At 48.4% G+C, this 13,639-nt stretch carries 12 protein-coding genes and 1 riboswitch; of the genes, 3 read left to right on the top strand and 9 right to left on the bottom strand.

Features of this window, described 5'->3' with window-relative positions:
* The first annotated feature begins 12 nt into the window (after positions 1–12).
* Complete coding sequence (locus FJQ87_RS17830) at positions 13–900, top strand: hypothetical protein (protein WP_168195228.1); 888 nt, start codon at positions 13–15, stop codon at positions 898–900.
* A gap of 99 nt (positions 901–999) precedes the next feature.
* Here the strand turns inward: FJQ87_RS17830 and thiE are convergent, their stop codons facing one another.
* The 7 genes from thiE to thiD form a co-directional block, all read right to left on the bottom strand.
* Positions 1,000–1,632 carry a thiamine phosphate synthase gene (gene thiE / locus FJQ87_RS17835; RefSeq protein WP_240778777.1) on the bottom strand — a complete coding sequence of 211 codons (633 nt, stop codon included), beginning with the start codon at positions 1,630–1,632 and terminating at the stop codon, positions 1,000–1,002.
* Between the two features lie 56 nt (positions 1,633–1,688).
* Positions 1,689–2,483 carry a hydroxyethylthiazole kinase gene (thiM, locus tag FJQ87_RS17840; protein WP_168195229.1) on the bottom strand — a complete coding sequence of 265 codons (795 nt, stop codon included), beginning with the start codon at positions 2,481–2,483 and terminating at the stop codon, positions 1,689–1,691.
* Between the two features lie 44 nt (positions 2,484–2,527).
* Positions 2,528–3,190 carry a thiaminase II gene (tenA, locus tag FJQ87_RS17845; RefSeq protein WP_140933791.1) on the bottom strand — a complete coding sequence of 221 codons (663 nt, stop codon included), beginning with the start codon at positions 3,188–3,190 and terminating at the stop codon, positions 2,528–2,530.
* A gap of 36 nt (positions 3,191–3,226) precedes the next feature.
* Positions 3,227–4,174: an ABC transporter substrate-binding protein gene (locus tag FJQ87_RS17850; protein ID WP_140934199.1), complete on the bottom strand. Its 948-nt coding sequence runs from the start codon at positions 4,172–4,174 to the stop codon at positions 3,227–3,229.
* Positions 4,175–4,326: 152 nt separating this feature from the next.
* The gene (locus tag FJQ87_RS17855; RefSeq protein ID WP_140934200.1) at positions 4,327–5,082 is read right to left on the bottom strand and encodes an ABC transporter permease; all 756 of its coding nucleotides are present in this window, start codon (positions 5,080–5,082) and stop codon (positions 4,327–4,329) included.
* A gap of 127 nt (positions 5,083–5,209) precedes the next feature.
* Positions 5,210–5,971 carry an ABC transporter ATP-binding protein gene (locus FJQ87_RS17860; RefSeq protein WP_168195230.1) on the bottom strand — a complete coding sequence of 254 codons (762 nt, stop codon included), beginning with the start codon at positions 5,969–5,971 and terminating at the stop codon, positions 5,210–5,212.
* Between the two features lie 123 nt (positions 5,972–6,094).
* The gene (gene thiD / locus FJQ87_RS17865) at positions 6,095–6,940 is read right to left on the bottom strand and encodes a bifunctional hydroxymethylpyrimidine kinase/phosphomethylpyrimidine kinase (protein WP_140933793.1); all 846 of its coding nucleotides are present in this window, start codon (positions 6,938–6,940) and stop codon (positions 6,095–6,097) included.
* A gap of 170 nt (positions 6,941–7,110) precedes the next feature.
* A riboswitch (TPP riboswitch) is annotated at positions 7,111–7,235 on the bottom strand.
* Between the two features lie 740 nt (positions 7,236–7,975).
* Between thiD and FJQ87_RS17870 the strand changes: the two genes are divergently transcribed.
* Together FJQ87_RS17870 and FJQ87_RS17875 are read left to right on the top strand one after the other, a co-directional pair.
* Entirely contained in the window at positions 7,976–9,403 is a 1,428-nt protein-coding gene (locus tag FJQ87_RS17870) for an IS4 family transposase (RefSeq protein ID WP_140930426.1), read from the top strand.
* A gap of 710 nt (positions 9,404–10,113) precedes the next feature.
* A complete protein-coding gene (locus FJQ87_RS17875) occupies positions 10,114–11,106 on the top strand; it encodes a TerC family protein (protein WP_276613150.1) in 993 nt (330 codons plus the stop codon).
* A 155-nt stretch (positions 11,107–11,261) separates the two neighbouring features.
* On the opposite strand, the gene FJQ87_RS17880 is transcribed toward FJQ87_RS17875, so the two are convergent.
* Both FJQ87_RS17880 and FJQ87_RS17885 read right to left on the bottom strand, forming a co-directional pair.
* Positions 11,262–12,488 (bottom strand): ABC transporter permease, encoded by a 1,227-nt coding sequence (locus tag FJQ87_RS17880; protein ID WP_140933794.1) that lies wholly within the window; start codon positions 12,486–12,488, stop codon positions 11,262–11,264.
* A gap of 1 nt (position 12,489) precedes the next feature.
* Positions 12,490–13,635, bottom strand: coding sequence for an ABC transporter permease (locus FJQ87_RS17885; RefSeq protein ID WP_140933795.1), 1,146 nt, complete (start codon positions 13,633–13,635; stop codon positions 12,490–12,492).
* Between the last annotated feature and the right edge of the window lie 4 nt (positions 13,636–13,639).

The raw sequence follows: 13,639 nt of genomic DNA on the forward strand, positions 1-13,639 counted from the left end.
GGGAGACTCATCATGGCTACTTGGTTCGCTTTAATCCCCTGCTATCCCCTAAATAAGGCTAAGCCCCCTGTTAGCATGAGCCCGCTATTGGCCTTGACTGGCATTAAGATAAGTAGCGCGATAGGAAGCGCGATTGCCGTCGCAAGTGTTGCGACCTTAGTGAGCTTAAGTGTTATGAGCCCAGCGCTGGCCGAAACCTCATCCTTAAGCCAGCAGCCAAGTCATACTGTGCAGCAAGGCGCTTATGCTGCACAGCAAGGCGCTGGCATCGAGCAGCAAGGCCCGCATTACCGGCCCCAAAGCTATGATGACAACAACAATTACAGTAACAACTACAATCGGCAGCGCTACCATAATCGCTATGATAATCGCTGGCGTGAGCCCGTAAGGCATAACCCCTATTGGCGCAGTGGATTTAACTCGTTCAACCATGACCCTTATTACAATCACTCTTTTAGTCGCTTTGGTAGTTCGTGGATTATTGGCAGTGGCTTAGGTCTGTGGAATAACAATAACCACTGGGATAATAACGGCTGGGGCAATGGCAACTGGAATAATAACGCTTGGCATAATGGTAATTGGAACGCCTATGACAAGTATGATAGCTACCCTTATCGCGCCTCCAATGCTTGGGGAAATAGCTATCGCAATCCCTATGATAATTATCAGCGCCCGCGCCCAGAAGTGAGAGTCATTACAGTGGCAGCGCCCACTGTAATGACAGAGCCTGCCCGCGAATTTACCCCGCAAACCAGTGGCCTAGAGCGCTTAGGCACTGATGCCCAAGTCGTGGTGGTTGATGGCCGTTATCGCTACCGCTGGCAAGATAACGTCTGGTGCCTTGATTGGAAAACTGAGCGCTATTTCCCTGCCACCAGTCAGCAATGCCAAAAACCTTAACCGATATGAATAAGCGCATTGGCCTTAGCTTACCTTACTTTAGAAAGTAAAAGTGCAAGCCTAAGGCCAATGCCGAACTAACGCTTATCTAACGCTTATCTAACCCTTAGCCCCCATCAAATCCACTAGCTTAGCGGCGGCTTGTTGTGGGTTGCTGGCATGACAAATGGCTGAGACTAACGCTATGCCATCTACCCCTGTCGCGGCTATTTCTTGGATATTAGCTTCATTAATGCCGCCAATGGCCACCAGCGGCAACTGACTGGTATTGACCGCCTGAGTAAGACCAGCAATGCCCCATTGGTTAATGATGTTGGTCTTAGTGGGGGTTGCAAATATCGCGCTAATGCCAAGGTAATCCACAGGGAGTGTCTGCGCCTCCCTAAGCTGAGTGTCATTTTCAACCGACAAGCCCAATATCATCTTGGGGCCGATTAAGGCGCGCGCCAGCGTGGCTGGCATATCCGATTGACCTAAATGCACGCCATCGGCTTTTACGGCTAAAGCAACGTCCACGCGATCGTTAATGATAAGCGGCACGCCGCTGCCCTTAAGCACTTGCTTAATGGCGGCGGCGCGCTCAATAAAGGCGCGCACATCGCCGTGTTTTTCACGCACTTGCACCATAGTCACGCCGCCCTTGATGGCTGCGCTAACTAGCTCACATAAGGTGGTAATGTCTTGCTGTTCGTCTGTCACTAAATACAAACGGTAAGGGTTGTTCGTCATCATAAGTACCTAAAATGAGTGGCTAAAATAAGTGCCCCGAAAAGTGGCTGATTTACCCGCTAATCGATACGCGTGAGTTGTAAGTGCTGCGCCAGCGTTTGCGCATCTAACTGATAAAGCAGGTCTAATAGATTCATCTGCAAGCTGCCAGGGCCTGCCGCCATAGTTGCGGCTATCTCTCCTGCCACCCCTAAAATGGCGGTAGCAGCCACGCCGGAGCATTCACCTATGGCAGCAAAGGCGCCAGTTAGGGCGCTATGAGTGCACCCCATGCCGGTAACTTTCGGCATCATGGCGTGGCCATTTTTAAGCTGATAAGTCGCATTGGCGGTTACCACATAATCTGTGGCGCCAGATATCACTACGCTGCATTGATAATGCTCACTAATATAGCGCGCCGCGCCTAAGGCGGAATCACTGCTATCTAGGGCATCAACCCCTTTGCTGCGGGCGTTATCGCCAGCCAGCGCAATAATTTCAGAGGCATTAGCGCGCACAATTAAGCGCTTGGCGGCGGAGGCAATTAGCCGCGCCGTGTCGGTGCGCAGTACACTTGCGCCGCAGCCCACAGGGTCAAGCACCACTACCTTGTTATATTGATTGGCTTGCTCAACTGCGAACTGCATTCTTGGGATCCACTGGCTATCTAAGGTGCCGATATTAATCACTAAGGCGCCAGCGATATTCATCATCTCAGCCATTTCGTGGCGGCTGTGGGCCATAATCGGCGAAGCGCCAATGGCCAATAAGGCATTGGCGCTATTGTTCATCACCACGTAATTGGTGATGTTCACTACCAGAGGTTTTTGCGCTCGCAAGGCGGCCAAGGCTTCAATAATCGTTTGAGTGTTCATTATCATTATGCTTATTCCTTTTTGCTTTAATCATGATGAATAGGCTAAGCGTTATCTAAGCCTTGCTGCCAAAATGCCACTTCCATCCGGGTCGCGGTTTTAAATATCTGACATAAGCGCTGACCGCGCTGACTCGTTAGTTCAATATCCGCCAGCAAGTGATTTAGCTGAGCCATGCTTCTTTCGACCCCAGCTTGAAACTCTTCGCCGCCATACATCTTTATCCAATTGGCATAAGGATTAGCGTCAAATTTAGTGGTATCACAGGCGAGTAACTGCGCGCCAATCACGCCATAGCCCAGAGCACACGGCGCCAATGCCGCGTATAAATCAATGATATCCCCAGACATTCCTGTATCTAACACAAAGCGGGTATAAGCGACTGTGCCAAAGGCTTCAGGCTCAGCTTCCATCTGCGCTTCTGTTATGCCCCACTTAGCGCAATACGCCACATGATGGGCAATTTCAGCGCTTAACAAGGCTTGCACGCTCGGTAAGGCAAGGCGCATTTCATCTAAAGTGCGCGCCTTATAAATGGCTAACGCATAGGCGCGGGTGTATTGCTTTAAAAACAAAAAATCTTGTTTGAGGTAATGCAAAAATGAACCATGGGCCAACTCGCCCTGCGCCAATTGCTGCACAAAACTGTGCTCTGTGTATTCGCGCCAATCACTTAAACAGGCCGCAACTAAATCTTGATACTTCATACTGACTCTCTACAAATTAATAAACATGGGCTGTCATTACAGCGCAGGTACAAAATCTTGCGCTTGAGGACGGCTGGCAATAATCTGGTGCTGATACATGAACTTGGCAAAATTATCGTAACGGGCTAAATCAATGGCCGCGGGGCGCAGCGCAAAGCGGGTTAATGTGTCATTCCAAGCGCGTTTATTTAACTCATTGTTAAGCGTATCTGGCGCGTAAGACACAAAGGTTTGCCACGACTCTTCGGGGTGATTCACAATAAATTGCGTTGCCTTTTCAAGGGCGCGGGTAAATTTTTTGATGGCTTTGGCATCATAGGTGTTAGCGTTGGCCACAAACACTAGCTCATCATATGGCGGCACGCCGTGCTCTTCAGGGAAGAAGGATTTAACTTTATAGCCTTCTAAGGCCAATTGATTGGTTTCAAAATTGCGTAAGCCGCCCCAAATGGCATCGACCTTGCCCGAGGCCAGTGCCGATGATAATGCCCAGCCGACATTGATAATTTTCACTTGGTTATAGTCAACGCCCGCACGGCTTAACATAGTGCCGATTGTCGCCTCTTCATTGCCCGCAATGGCAATGCCGATAGTTTTACCTTTTAAATCTGCCAGTGAATTTATCTTGCCGTTATCTAGCACCATTAAGGCATTTAATGGCGTGGCGATAAGGGTTGCGGCGCGAATTAACGGCAAGCCCGCTGCAACATCTATGGTTAAATTGGGCTGGTAAGAAATGGCTAAGTCGATGTTATTGGCCGCCACTAATTTAGCGGGCATGCTGGGGTCTGCGGGTTCTTGAATCTTGACGCTTAAGCCTTCATCGTTGAAATAGCCTTTTTGCTGGGCGATAACCACTGGGCCATGATTGGGATTCACAAACCAATCCAGTATTAAGGTTAAGGAATTATCAGCAGCATTGGCCGCGGCGCCATAGCCTGCCATTAGCGCCACGAGAGCGAATTTTACTAGGGTGTTTTTCATTGCGTTTTTCTCATTAATATCTTGCTCATTAGCTGACACATTCATATCTTGCTCATTAGCTGGCACATTCGCGTGAGTTTATTGCTGCCAATGCGCTTGGCTAAAGTTGCTTATAACGTGGCTTAAAAAGTTGCTTATACAGTCATTTATCATCATTTATCTTGTTGCCAGGGGATGAGTTTTTGAATCAAAACATCGGCAGCAAAATACAAGCTCACCGACAGCGCCGCGAGAATAAATAAGGCCGCGAACATCTCATCTATCATCATGCGAGCATTGGCTTGCAGCATTAAATAACCTAGCCCTTCACTGGAACCGACCCACTCACCAACCACGGCACCTATGGGCGCAACCACCACGGCCACTCGTATTCCCGATGCCAATGCTGGCAAGGCGGCCGGTAAGCGCACATGCCTTAATATTTGCCACTTTGTGGCGCCCATGGTTTTAGCTAAATCAAGATACCCAGTGGGGGTATTGCGCAGGCCGTCGTAACAACACGTCGTCACCGGGAAAAAGATGATTAAGGCCGCCATCACTACTTTGGAGGCTATGCCATAGCCTAACCACAGCATTAAAATTGGCGCTATGGCAAACACAGGTATGGCTTGGCTTGCAATCAAGATTGGCAGTAACCAGCGCCGCAGTGGCTCAAACAGCAGCATTTGCAGGGCAAATAACAAACCCATAGATAAGCCTAAGACTAAGCCCAGTAAAATCTCTTGCGCCGTCACCCAAGAATGGCTGAGCAGCACTTCATGCCGATGAATTAACTTAGTAAATACCGCCAGCGGGCTTGGCAAAATAAAGCTCGGCAAGGCAAAGGCTATTACCAAGCATTGCCATAAGGCGATGATCACGGCGGCGCTGATAGTGACTCTAACTAGCGACTTTAATCCTTGGGGCATGCGTGCGGTTATGGAGGTTGGCACCCCATTAGCTTTGGCATTTAACTTAACTTTTGTATTTGGCTTGAGACTGGCACCTGCATGAGTGCTAGCTGCAGCCACAGCGTCGGGAGCCGTCAGCGGTGAGTTAGACATAATCCACCTCTAAGCTGTCTATTATCTGTTGCTGTAATGCCGCAAGTTCAGCATCCATTTTTCGCGGGATGGGGCTGGACGGTACAGCTAAGGCGAGCGCCGCGGCAGGTTGCCCTTGCATGATATAAATCGCATCACTTAGCCTTAAGGCTTCTTGGGGATCATGGGTAATTAGCAATACGGTTTTATCGGCCAGCACTTGCGCGGCCAAGGCTTGCAAGCGATAACGCGTCACGGCATCAAGCGCCGAAAACGGCTCATCCATCAGTACCATGGGCTGGTCTTGCATTAAGGTGCGCGCTAATGCCACGCGCTGGCGCATCCCTCCTGACAATTGTGCTGGCATCGAGAGTTCATGGCCTGTAAGCCCCACTAGAGTGAGCAGCTCATAAGCTCTGTCTTGGCTGGCATTCGATTTAGGCGCGTTAACCGTCGCTGCAAACTTATTGGCAAAACACACGTTATCTATCACGTTGAGCCAAGGCATTAATAAGTCTTGCTGCGCCATATAGGCAATATTGCCTTGCAAGCTTTTAGCGCCATCTATGGTCAGTTGCCCAGACCAAGTGACTTTATCCGTTAATAACCCAGCTAAAAATCGCAGCAGTGATGTTTTACCGCAACCACTACGCCCCAATAATGCCGTCCATTTGCCTGGCGCTAGGGTCATATTAAGCCCAGATACAATCGCAGCATCGCTGCCGTGATACTGCAAAGCCCCAGCCGTTATCTCTAAGCGAATACTGTTACTCATGACTATTTTTCATGGCTGTTACTCATGCTATTACTTTCTGCTTTACTCATGACTTGCTTCATTGCCATTACAGCTAGCGACCGCTCATGGCTATCACGCCATCAGTCACTGGCAAACAAGCCGTTAGGCTTTCAAACCAAAGAAGTGATTCACAGGCCCGTGGCCTTGGCCAATATTGAGCTCATCGGCATGAATAAGCGCCGCGGTAATATAATCTTTGCCAAGGGCGACAGCTGCGGGTAAATCATGGCCTTGGGCTAAGTAAGAGGCGATGGCTGCCGATAAGGTGCAACCTGTGCCGTGGGTGTTGCAGGTGTTGATGCGCGCGGCCGATAAGCGAATAATCTCGTCAGCTAAAATCAATAAATCTGTGCTGTTTTGATCTTGCTCTAAATGCCCGCCCTTAAGTAACACTGACTTAGCGCCTAATGCACGCAGCTCACTTATCATGGCTGTCATAGCGGTTTCGCTAGCTGGCACGTCCTTATTAATGAGAGCAGCGGCTTCTGGCAAGTTAGGGGTGATCACATCCGCTAACGGCAGTAATTCAGCCTTAAGGCAATCGATGGCCGAGCTTTGCAGCAGCAGATCGCCACTGGTCGCTACCATCACAGGGTCAACCACTAAAAAGCGCGGCGCGTATTGAATGAGTTTTTTGGCCACAGAGCGAATAATGTTGGCATCACTGAGCATACCCACTTTAACCGCAGCCACATTAAGATCGGTGAATACTGCATCTAATTGCTGCTCGACAAAATCGCTGCTGATGGGGTAAATGCCAGACACGCCTTGGGTATTTTGCGCCGTTAATGCCGTAATCACAGAGCAGGCATAACTGCCGGTGGCCGAAATCGCTTTAATATCCGCTTGAATACCCGCGCCGCCACCACTGTCGGAACCGGCAATGGTTAAAACAATCGGGGTGTTAGCTATGGATGTGGCAGGAGCTTTAGGGGTTAACGCAGGCATAAGTATTTCCTCGTTAACGCAGAGGAAAAATAGCCAAGTGAGATAAGTGGTAACAAGCCCTGCTAACTATACGCATCGCCATGTGCATCACCATGAAAGCCATGAATCAGCATGAACCCGCGCCAAGCAGTTGCTACCTATCCCTAGTTGATACAACTCGTAATGAGTGTGTCACAGGACCATTAGTTCCCTACGTCAGTATTAACTGAATCAGGTTCAACGGGTTCATGTGACTTAAGAGGATTGCATCCTCTTAGCAGTAGATCTCAGCCTAATGGCTCCCCGACTAATGGGGGCATACTATCATCTATGCTTTCAAAAATCGTATGATTTTTATCAATATTTTAATGGTTGTTCATGGTTAATTGGGCAAATTAAGGTTGCAGCTAATGGCTAGCACTTTCATTTATGGCTTAATTGGTATTGGCTCTTTACCATCAAATTGAGCTAGCGTGTCTTTTTCCAAAGTGGGGTTAAGGTTCAAACTTCGTTTGAAATATAATCGCGGAATTACTGACCTGATCTGTGTTGGCTCAACATGAGCGCTTAAGGTTCAAACTTCGTTTGAAATATAATCGCGGGATTACTGACCTACTGGGTATTGGCTCTATACCATCAAATTAAGCTAGCGCGTCTTTTTCCAAAATGGGGTTAAGGTTCAAACTTCGTTTGAAATAAAGTCGTGGGATTCCATCCCACACCCGGGCAAGGAGGACTGCTCGTCCTACCCTCCTTGCAACCACCCTGACGCCCCAATTCAGCGGAAAGCCCCTCAGTCTTATTGGATAAATCGCTAGCGCATCAGATGCACGTCCCTGTTTGACTGATGCTAGCTCGGTATCCATACCTCGCTCACGCAATTTATGCCAAACGCCCTCGGCCGCTTCAATGGGGATCAGGCGGTGTCTGTGTGTTCAAAGGTAATCTGAAGATGGTGTTGCATCTGTCTCTTCTACACAAATTATTAGCAAAAAATGGAACTTTCTTGACTGGCGATGATCAGATCATGCAAATTCACTCACTTCATCATTTTTAATGTCAATTTTTAACCCGAACAAATGGGCATATGATCACTTTCATCATGCTGAGCTAGGTGATAAACGACGAGCGGCAAGGTTAACCGTCGTCGCTGAACACATGGCGGTTGGCAGCGGTAAATCGGTTGCCAGATCTTGTAATGGTGAAGATGCCAAACTCGAAGGAGCCTATCGATTGATCCGCAATGATAATGTTAGCCCATCTATGATCAGAGCCGCCGGTTTTGCTCGCACCGCCCAAGCGATTGAAAATATAAATGAAATACTTGCTCTCGAAGACACGACAGCCCTGAGTTATAAGCACAGTGTGGCGTCTGAATTAGGGAAATTAGGCAAACCTACCGATAAGTCTCGTGGTTGGTGGGTTCATTCTGTCTTGCTACTGGATAGCCATACTTCTCGGACCTTGGGCTTGATCCACCAAGATTGGTGGTGTCGACCTGATAATCCCAACGAGGCCGATGAAAAAGAGAGCGGTAAATGGGCCGATGCATCCTATTTTACGCGGCAACGCTTGCAGGCTCACATGTCGCGAGTGATCTCAGTGTGTGATAGAGAAGCGGATATCATGCATTATTTATCGGATAAACAATCACATAGTGAACGGTTTGTGGTGCGGGCAAAACATGCAAGAAACCTAGTAGAATACGAGGCTAAGCTGTTTGAGCACATGGATAGTCATCCCGTTACCGGCGGATACACCATCGCCATCCCACAAAAAGGCATAAAGGAAGCCAGTGGGAAAAGCAAGAATCGTCCCTCGCGAACAGCCAAACTCACCCTCAAAGCCAGTGCGGTTAACATCAAACATAATCGTCAGCAGCATGCGATTAATGTGGTGTACGCACAAGAGCTCAATCCTCCCCAAGGTGAAGATGGACTATCTTGGATGCTACTGACCAGTGAGCCGATTGACACGTTGGCGCAGCAACTTCATGTGATTGATATTTATACCACTAGATGGCGCATTGAGGACTTTCATAAGGCGTGGAAAACCGGCGCGGGGGTTGAAAGGTTACGCATGACATCGCCAGACAACCTTGAGCGAGCGGCCTCGATACTTTGCTTTATTGGTGTGCGGCTACTGCAACTTCGGGAAGTGATGAGCCTGCCAATTTATCTGAGAAAAAGAGGGCAAATCGAAGCAGCGCAAAGCATGGAAAATCAAAGCTGCAGCAATGTCTTAGAGAATGATGAATGGCGAGTACTGATGCAGCTCTACAAGCCAAGGGGACATAAAGGCAAAGAAGCCCCAAATATGAAGTGGGCTTATCAATCCTTGGCCAAACTAGGAGGCTTTAATGATAGCAAGCGCACGGGAATGGCCAGCTGGTCCACGATTTGGGAGGGATGGGATGATCTTCAGGCTCAGGTAAAGGGGTATCGCTTAGCCAAAGCCCTATTTGAAGCCGGAGAAACGCTATGAGATCTGATCAAGAGACAGCTATAGAAGGAGTTGGTGCTGGCTTCGTTAAATCTATTTCAAAAGAAGCTAAATTATCACTAACTTTACTAACTGGCATACCGGTCATAAATTATATCCTTAATTTTTACATAGTATATTGAAAGTCTATAAACCTGTATACGAACAAAAATATCATTTAAAAAGGTACAAACCACAAGGTTCACTATTTATATTCATACAACCAGCAAAAATGTAACCAAGTGTGGACGGTTGGATAGATAGTGTGTTGTCGAGTTCGAGACCATCGACAACAAGGATGTTGTCGTTGAGCCCACATGGATGTGCTTGCGGCGTGTCGAGAAATCGACAACACAGTAGCCCGCCGCAGGCGATTAGGTGATGAATAGCAAGTACCCCGCAGCAGGTAATAAGCCGATAAATAGCCCAGCTAAGCATCCAAGCGATATATGCCATTAAGCATCAATGCAATAAATGCAGATTAACCAATCTTCACCAAAGCTTAGTGAGCTAAGCGTTATAATCGTGCTTACAAGGGGAGTAACTCTGGTATCAAGGCCGATACCGCCGGTCAGTCGTCATCTCGTTGCCAACTTTGGCATCCGGTTACCGGGCTTGCATCATGTTAATGATGCCAGTGAGTGAGACCTTGCCATTTGGCAAGGTGACTTCTTCTGAAACAGCCTTGTCTGTTATTTTTTCAGGAGAATGTCGTGGAACCAATCTTGTATTCCCCTGCCACTTTGTGGCTCACCTTTGCTGCCATCATCACAGCCCTGCTATGGATAGATCTTAAATTTGTCGGTGGTGGAAAATCCCATGTGGTCTCAATCAAAGAAGCTGGCATTTGGTCAATTATCTGGGTCAGCATCTCTATGCTATTTGCGGTGGTGATTTGGTTTTACTACCAACACCAAGCGGGCGATGTTATCGCGCATCAAAAATCCATGGAATTCATTACAGGGTATGTGCTGGAAAAAGCCTTAGCCGTTGATAACGTATTCGTATGGTTAATGATTTTTAGCTACTTTGCCGTACCCGCTGAACTGCAACGCCGCGTGCTGCTGTACGGGGTATTGGGCGCCATAGTGCTGCGCACCATTATGGTGTTTGCGGGCAGTTACCTCATCAATCAATTCCACTGGATTTTGTATGTCTTTGGCGCGTTTTTACTGGTAAGCGGCATCAAAATGTTATTCAGCCATGATGATGACGAAGGCAAGCCCAAGCGCTTATTAGAGTGGATAAAAAGCCGCATGCGCGTGACAGACACGCTTGAGGGCGAGCAATTTTGGGTAGTAAAACAAGGCATACGTTATGCCACGCCTTTGCTGTTAGTGCTTATTTTGGTGGAGATCAGCGATATCATCTTTGCAGTTGATAGTATCCCAGCCATCTTTGCTGTGACGACTGACCCTTTTATCGTTTTAACCTCTAACATTTTTGCCATCATGGGGCTGCGCGCCATGTTCTTTTTACTCGCAGGGGTGGCTGACAGGTTTGCCTTATTAAAATATGGACTGGCGGCAATATTAGTCTTTATTGGCGTTAAGATGCTGATTATTGAGTATTACCATATCTCTATTGGGGTGTCGTTAGCCGTGATTGCCACCATCTTAAGTGCCTCTATGGCCGCAAGCTGGCTATTCAGTCGCAACGCCGCCCATAAGCCTTTAAGTGACCAGCCATTAAGAGAGAAGCCTTAAGTGCAAAGCCTTAAGAGACAAGCGATAAACTGATTAAGGCCGCGCTAATAAGCGCTGCTGCCCAAACAATAGAGCCAGACTGAGGGCTTCAGTCTGGCTCTGTGATTACTAGGCGACTTATGCGTTAGACGCTGCGTTAGCTAAGCGCGGCGTGATTAAATGGCGTCAGTATCAACATTAGCATCAGCGTTGGTCTTAACATTAGCATCAATGCTAACTGCATTGGCCTCCATAACCGCGCTAGCACTGGCATTGTGCTTGAGGCGATAACTCACCCCAAGCCAAGCTAATACGCCAAAGCCTAACACCATCAGCCATAGCTGGCAGTAAGGCCAGAGAATGGCGCCAAAACCGCTGCCCATCTGATTCATTGCTAGCATAGCCATGATGGCAGGTACGGCGGGTATCAGTTGCGCTATGGCAACTAACGGTTCAGGAATTAACGCCAGTGGCCACACGAACCCTGAGACAAACAAGATAGGCATAGAGGAAATTAAATAGGCTTGTGTGGGTAATTCGCGCCGCACAAACAAGCTACTTAAGGCAATGCCCGCTAAGCAGCTCGATAATAAAAATGGCAGCATGAGTAAACCAACTTCCGCGAGGGTGGCATTAAGCTCAGCGTCATACACCAAGTAACACCAACCCACGTAATAACTGGCAAAAAAAGTGTAAATCAGCATAAAGGCCAGCACTCGCCCCAGCAGTAATTGCCCAGTACTCAGCTCACTCCAATAACCGCGTTTTTGCCATTGGCCAGCGCCTAAAATACCTGTGCCCACCAATAAGGTTTGCTGCAAAATCAGTAAGAATAAGCCCGGCACTACATAAGGGGTGTAACCCAAAGATAAGTTAAAGGCAGGTACGGCATCTATGCTAACTGGGCTAATTTGAATGCTCGCGCTTTGTGGCGATACGCCGTGGGCAAGTAAGCTTTGGTATTTAAGGCTAGCGGCCAAGTCTTGGCTCACGCCAATCAAGCCTTCGGCTATGGTGGAGTACACCAAGAAATAACTGGCATCCCCCGCCGCGGCCACAGTAACGCCTTTGCCGCTGACTAAATCGCGCTCAAACCCCGCAGGTATGGCCAATAAGCCATGGGCTTTACCGTTAATAATGGCGTTTTTAGCCTCAGCTAAACTTGCCACAATGCCTATGACTTTAAGCTTAGGGCTAGCTTCCGCTTGGCGAATAAACTCGCGGCTGAGTGACGATAAGTCGTTATCTACCACCACGATTAATTGCTTAGTCGGCACTTCATTCAAATAGGGCAAAGGGTAAAGCACTGAGTAAAACAGCACGCCACCAAACAAGGTGATGGCGATGGCTTTATCACTAATAATAGCTTTAAGCTCCAAGCCAATCAGCTTAAGTAAATCCATGTTATTGCTCCCCTTTGCGTCTTAAACGCAGCAAACCGAATAACAGCGGCAATAACACTAGCAATAAGCCGTAACTGAGCTGCTGCGGCAATAAGGTATCAAGCCCTTGGCCATAACTCACCACCGCCACTTGGGAGTCAATGTAATGGCTACTAGGAATGAGTAAGCGCCACCACTGCGCCAGCATCGGCATTTCGTGCACCGGGAAAGTAATACCCATAAACGCAAAGGCTGGGGCAAATAAGGCAGTGCAAAAGCTAACCACGCGGGCAGGCTCGGCCAGCAGCAAGAAAATCACTAGCACCCATAAGCCAATAAATAGCAGCATGACTGTCATGGCAAGCGCTAGGTCAAGCAAGCTACCCGCCATAGGTAAGCCTATGATGTGATACAAAAAGACTTGCATCGCCATGCCTTGCAGTAGCGCAATGGGAAGATATAAGGCAAATTTTGCGGTCACGCTCGGCCAAAAATCTTGGCGCACCCAAGTAGTAAATCTTGGGGTGAGCTCTTCATTTAGGGCATTAGCAAACATCAACATTGCCGAAATTTGCAATAAGGCCAACAAGATAGGCGGCATTAAAAAAGCTAAGTAATTACTGCTTTGATTAAATAACGGCGTTAACTGCACGGCGATGGGGCTAATAGTCACAGCCGTGGCCGCAGGCAACACGCCTTTGGCCAATAACTGCTGACGCGCCACGCCTTGCAGCGCATCAGCCAAGCCTTGTTGCAAGGCGCTAGAGAGCAATTTGCCCACCAGCAAAAACTGGCCGTTATAGTGCAGCACTAGCTGAGGTTGTTGCTGCGTCATTAATTGCCGCGAAAACTGCGGCGGAATTAAAATCAAGGCAAACACTTGGCCTTCGCGCATGGCTTGCTCGGCGGCGGGCAACTGGCTAAATTGCTGCAAACTCACCGCTGGGCTTGCCTGCATTTGCCGCGCTAATTGCCGACTTAAGCTAGTGGCATCTTGATCAACTAAGGCCACCGGCAGACTGCGCGGCACTGCGGCACTAAAAATGCCATACAGAAACAACAAGGCCAGCACAGGCACCCAAGTTACCAAGGCTAGTTGCCACGGGCTGCGCCATAAATGGCGCGCCTCATGCCAAAATCTATCACTCCAACTTACCGCCACCGACATCTTA

This window comes from Shewanella sp. SNU WT4, from assembly GCF_006494715.1.
GTDB lineage: Bacteria > Pseudomonadota > Gammaproteobacteria > Enterobacterales > Shewanellaceae > Shewanella.

Coding starts and splice junctions, on each gene's coding strand:
- FJQ87_RS17830 (WP_168195228.1), top strand. CDS start 13: ATGGCTACTTGGTTCGCTTTAATCCCCTGCTATCCCCTAAATAAGGCT.
- thiE (WP_240778777.1), bottom strand. CDS start 1,632: ATGATGACGAACAACCCTTACCGTTTGTATTTAGTGACAGACGAACAG.
- thiM (WP_168195229.1), bottom strand. CDS start 2,483: ATGAACACTCAAACGATTATTGAAGCCTTGGCCGCCTTGCGAGCGCAA.
- tenA (WP_140933791.1), bottom strand. CDS start 3,190: ATGAAGTATCAAGATTTAGTTGCGGCCTGTTTAAGTGATTGGCGCGAA.
- FJQ87_RS17850 (WP_140934199.1), bottom strand. CDS start 4,174: ATGAAAAACACCCTAGTAAAATTCGCTCTCGTGGCGCTAATGGCAGGC.
- FJQ87_RS17855 (WP_140934200.1), bottom strand. CDS start 5,082: ATGCCCCAAGGATTAAAGTCGCTAGTTAGAGTCACTATCAGCGCCGCC.
- FJQ87_RS17860 (WP_168195230.1), bottom strand. CDS start 5,971: ATGAGTAACAGTATTCGCTTAGAGATAACGGCTGGGGCTTTGCAGTAT.
- thiD (WP_140933793.1), bottom strand. CDS start 6,940: ATGCCTGCGTTAACCCCTAAAGCTCCTGCCACATCCATAGCTAACACC.
- FJQ87_RS17870 (WP_140930426.1), top strand. CDS start 7,976: ATGTCAATTTTTAACCCGAACAAATGGGCATATGATCACTTTCATCAT.
- FJQ87_RS17880 (WP_140933794.1), bottom strand. CDS start 12,488: ATGGATTTACTTAAGCTGATTGGCTTGGAGCTTAAAGCTATTATTAGT.
- FJQ87_RS17885 (WP_140933795.1), bottom strand. CDS start 13,635: ATGTCGGTGGCGGTAAGTTGGAGTGATAGATTTTGGCATGAGGCGCGC.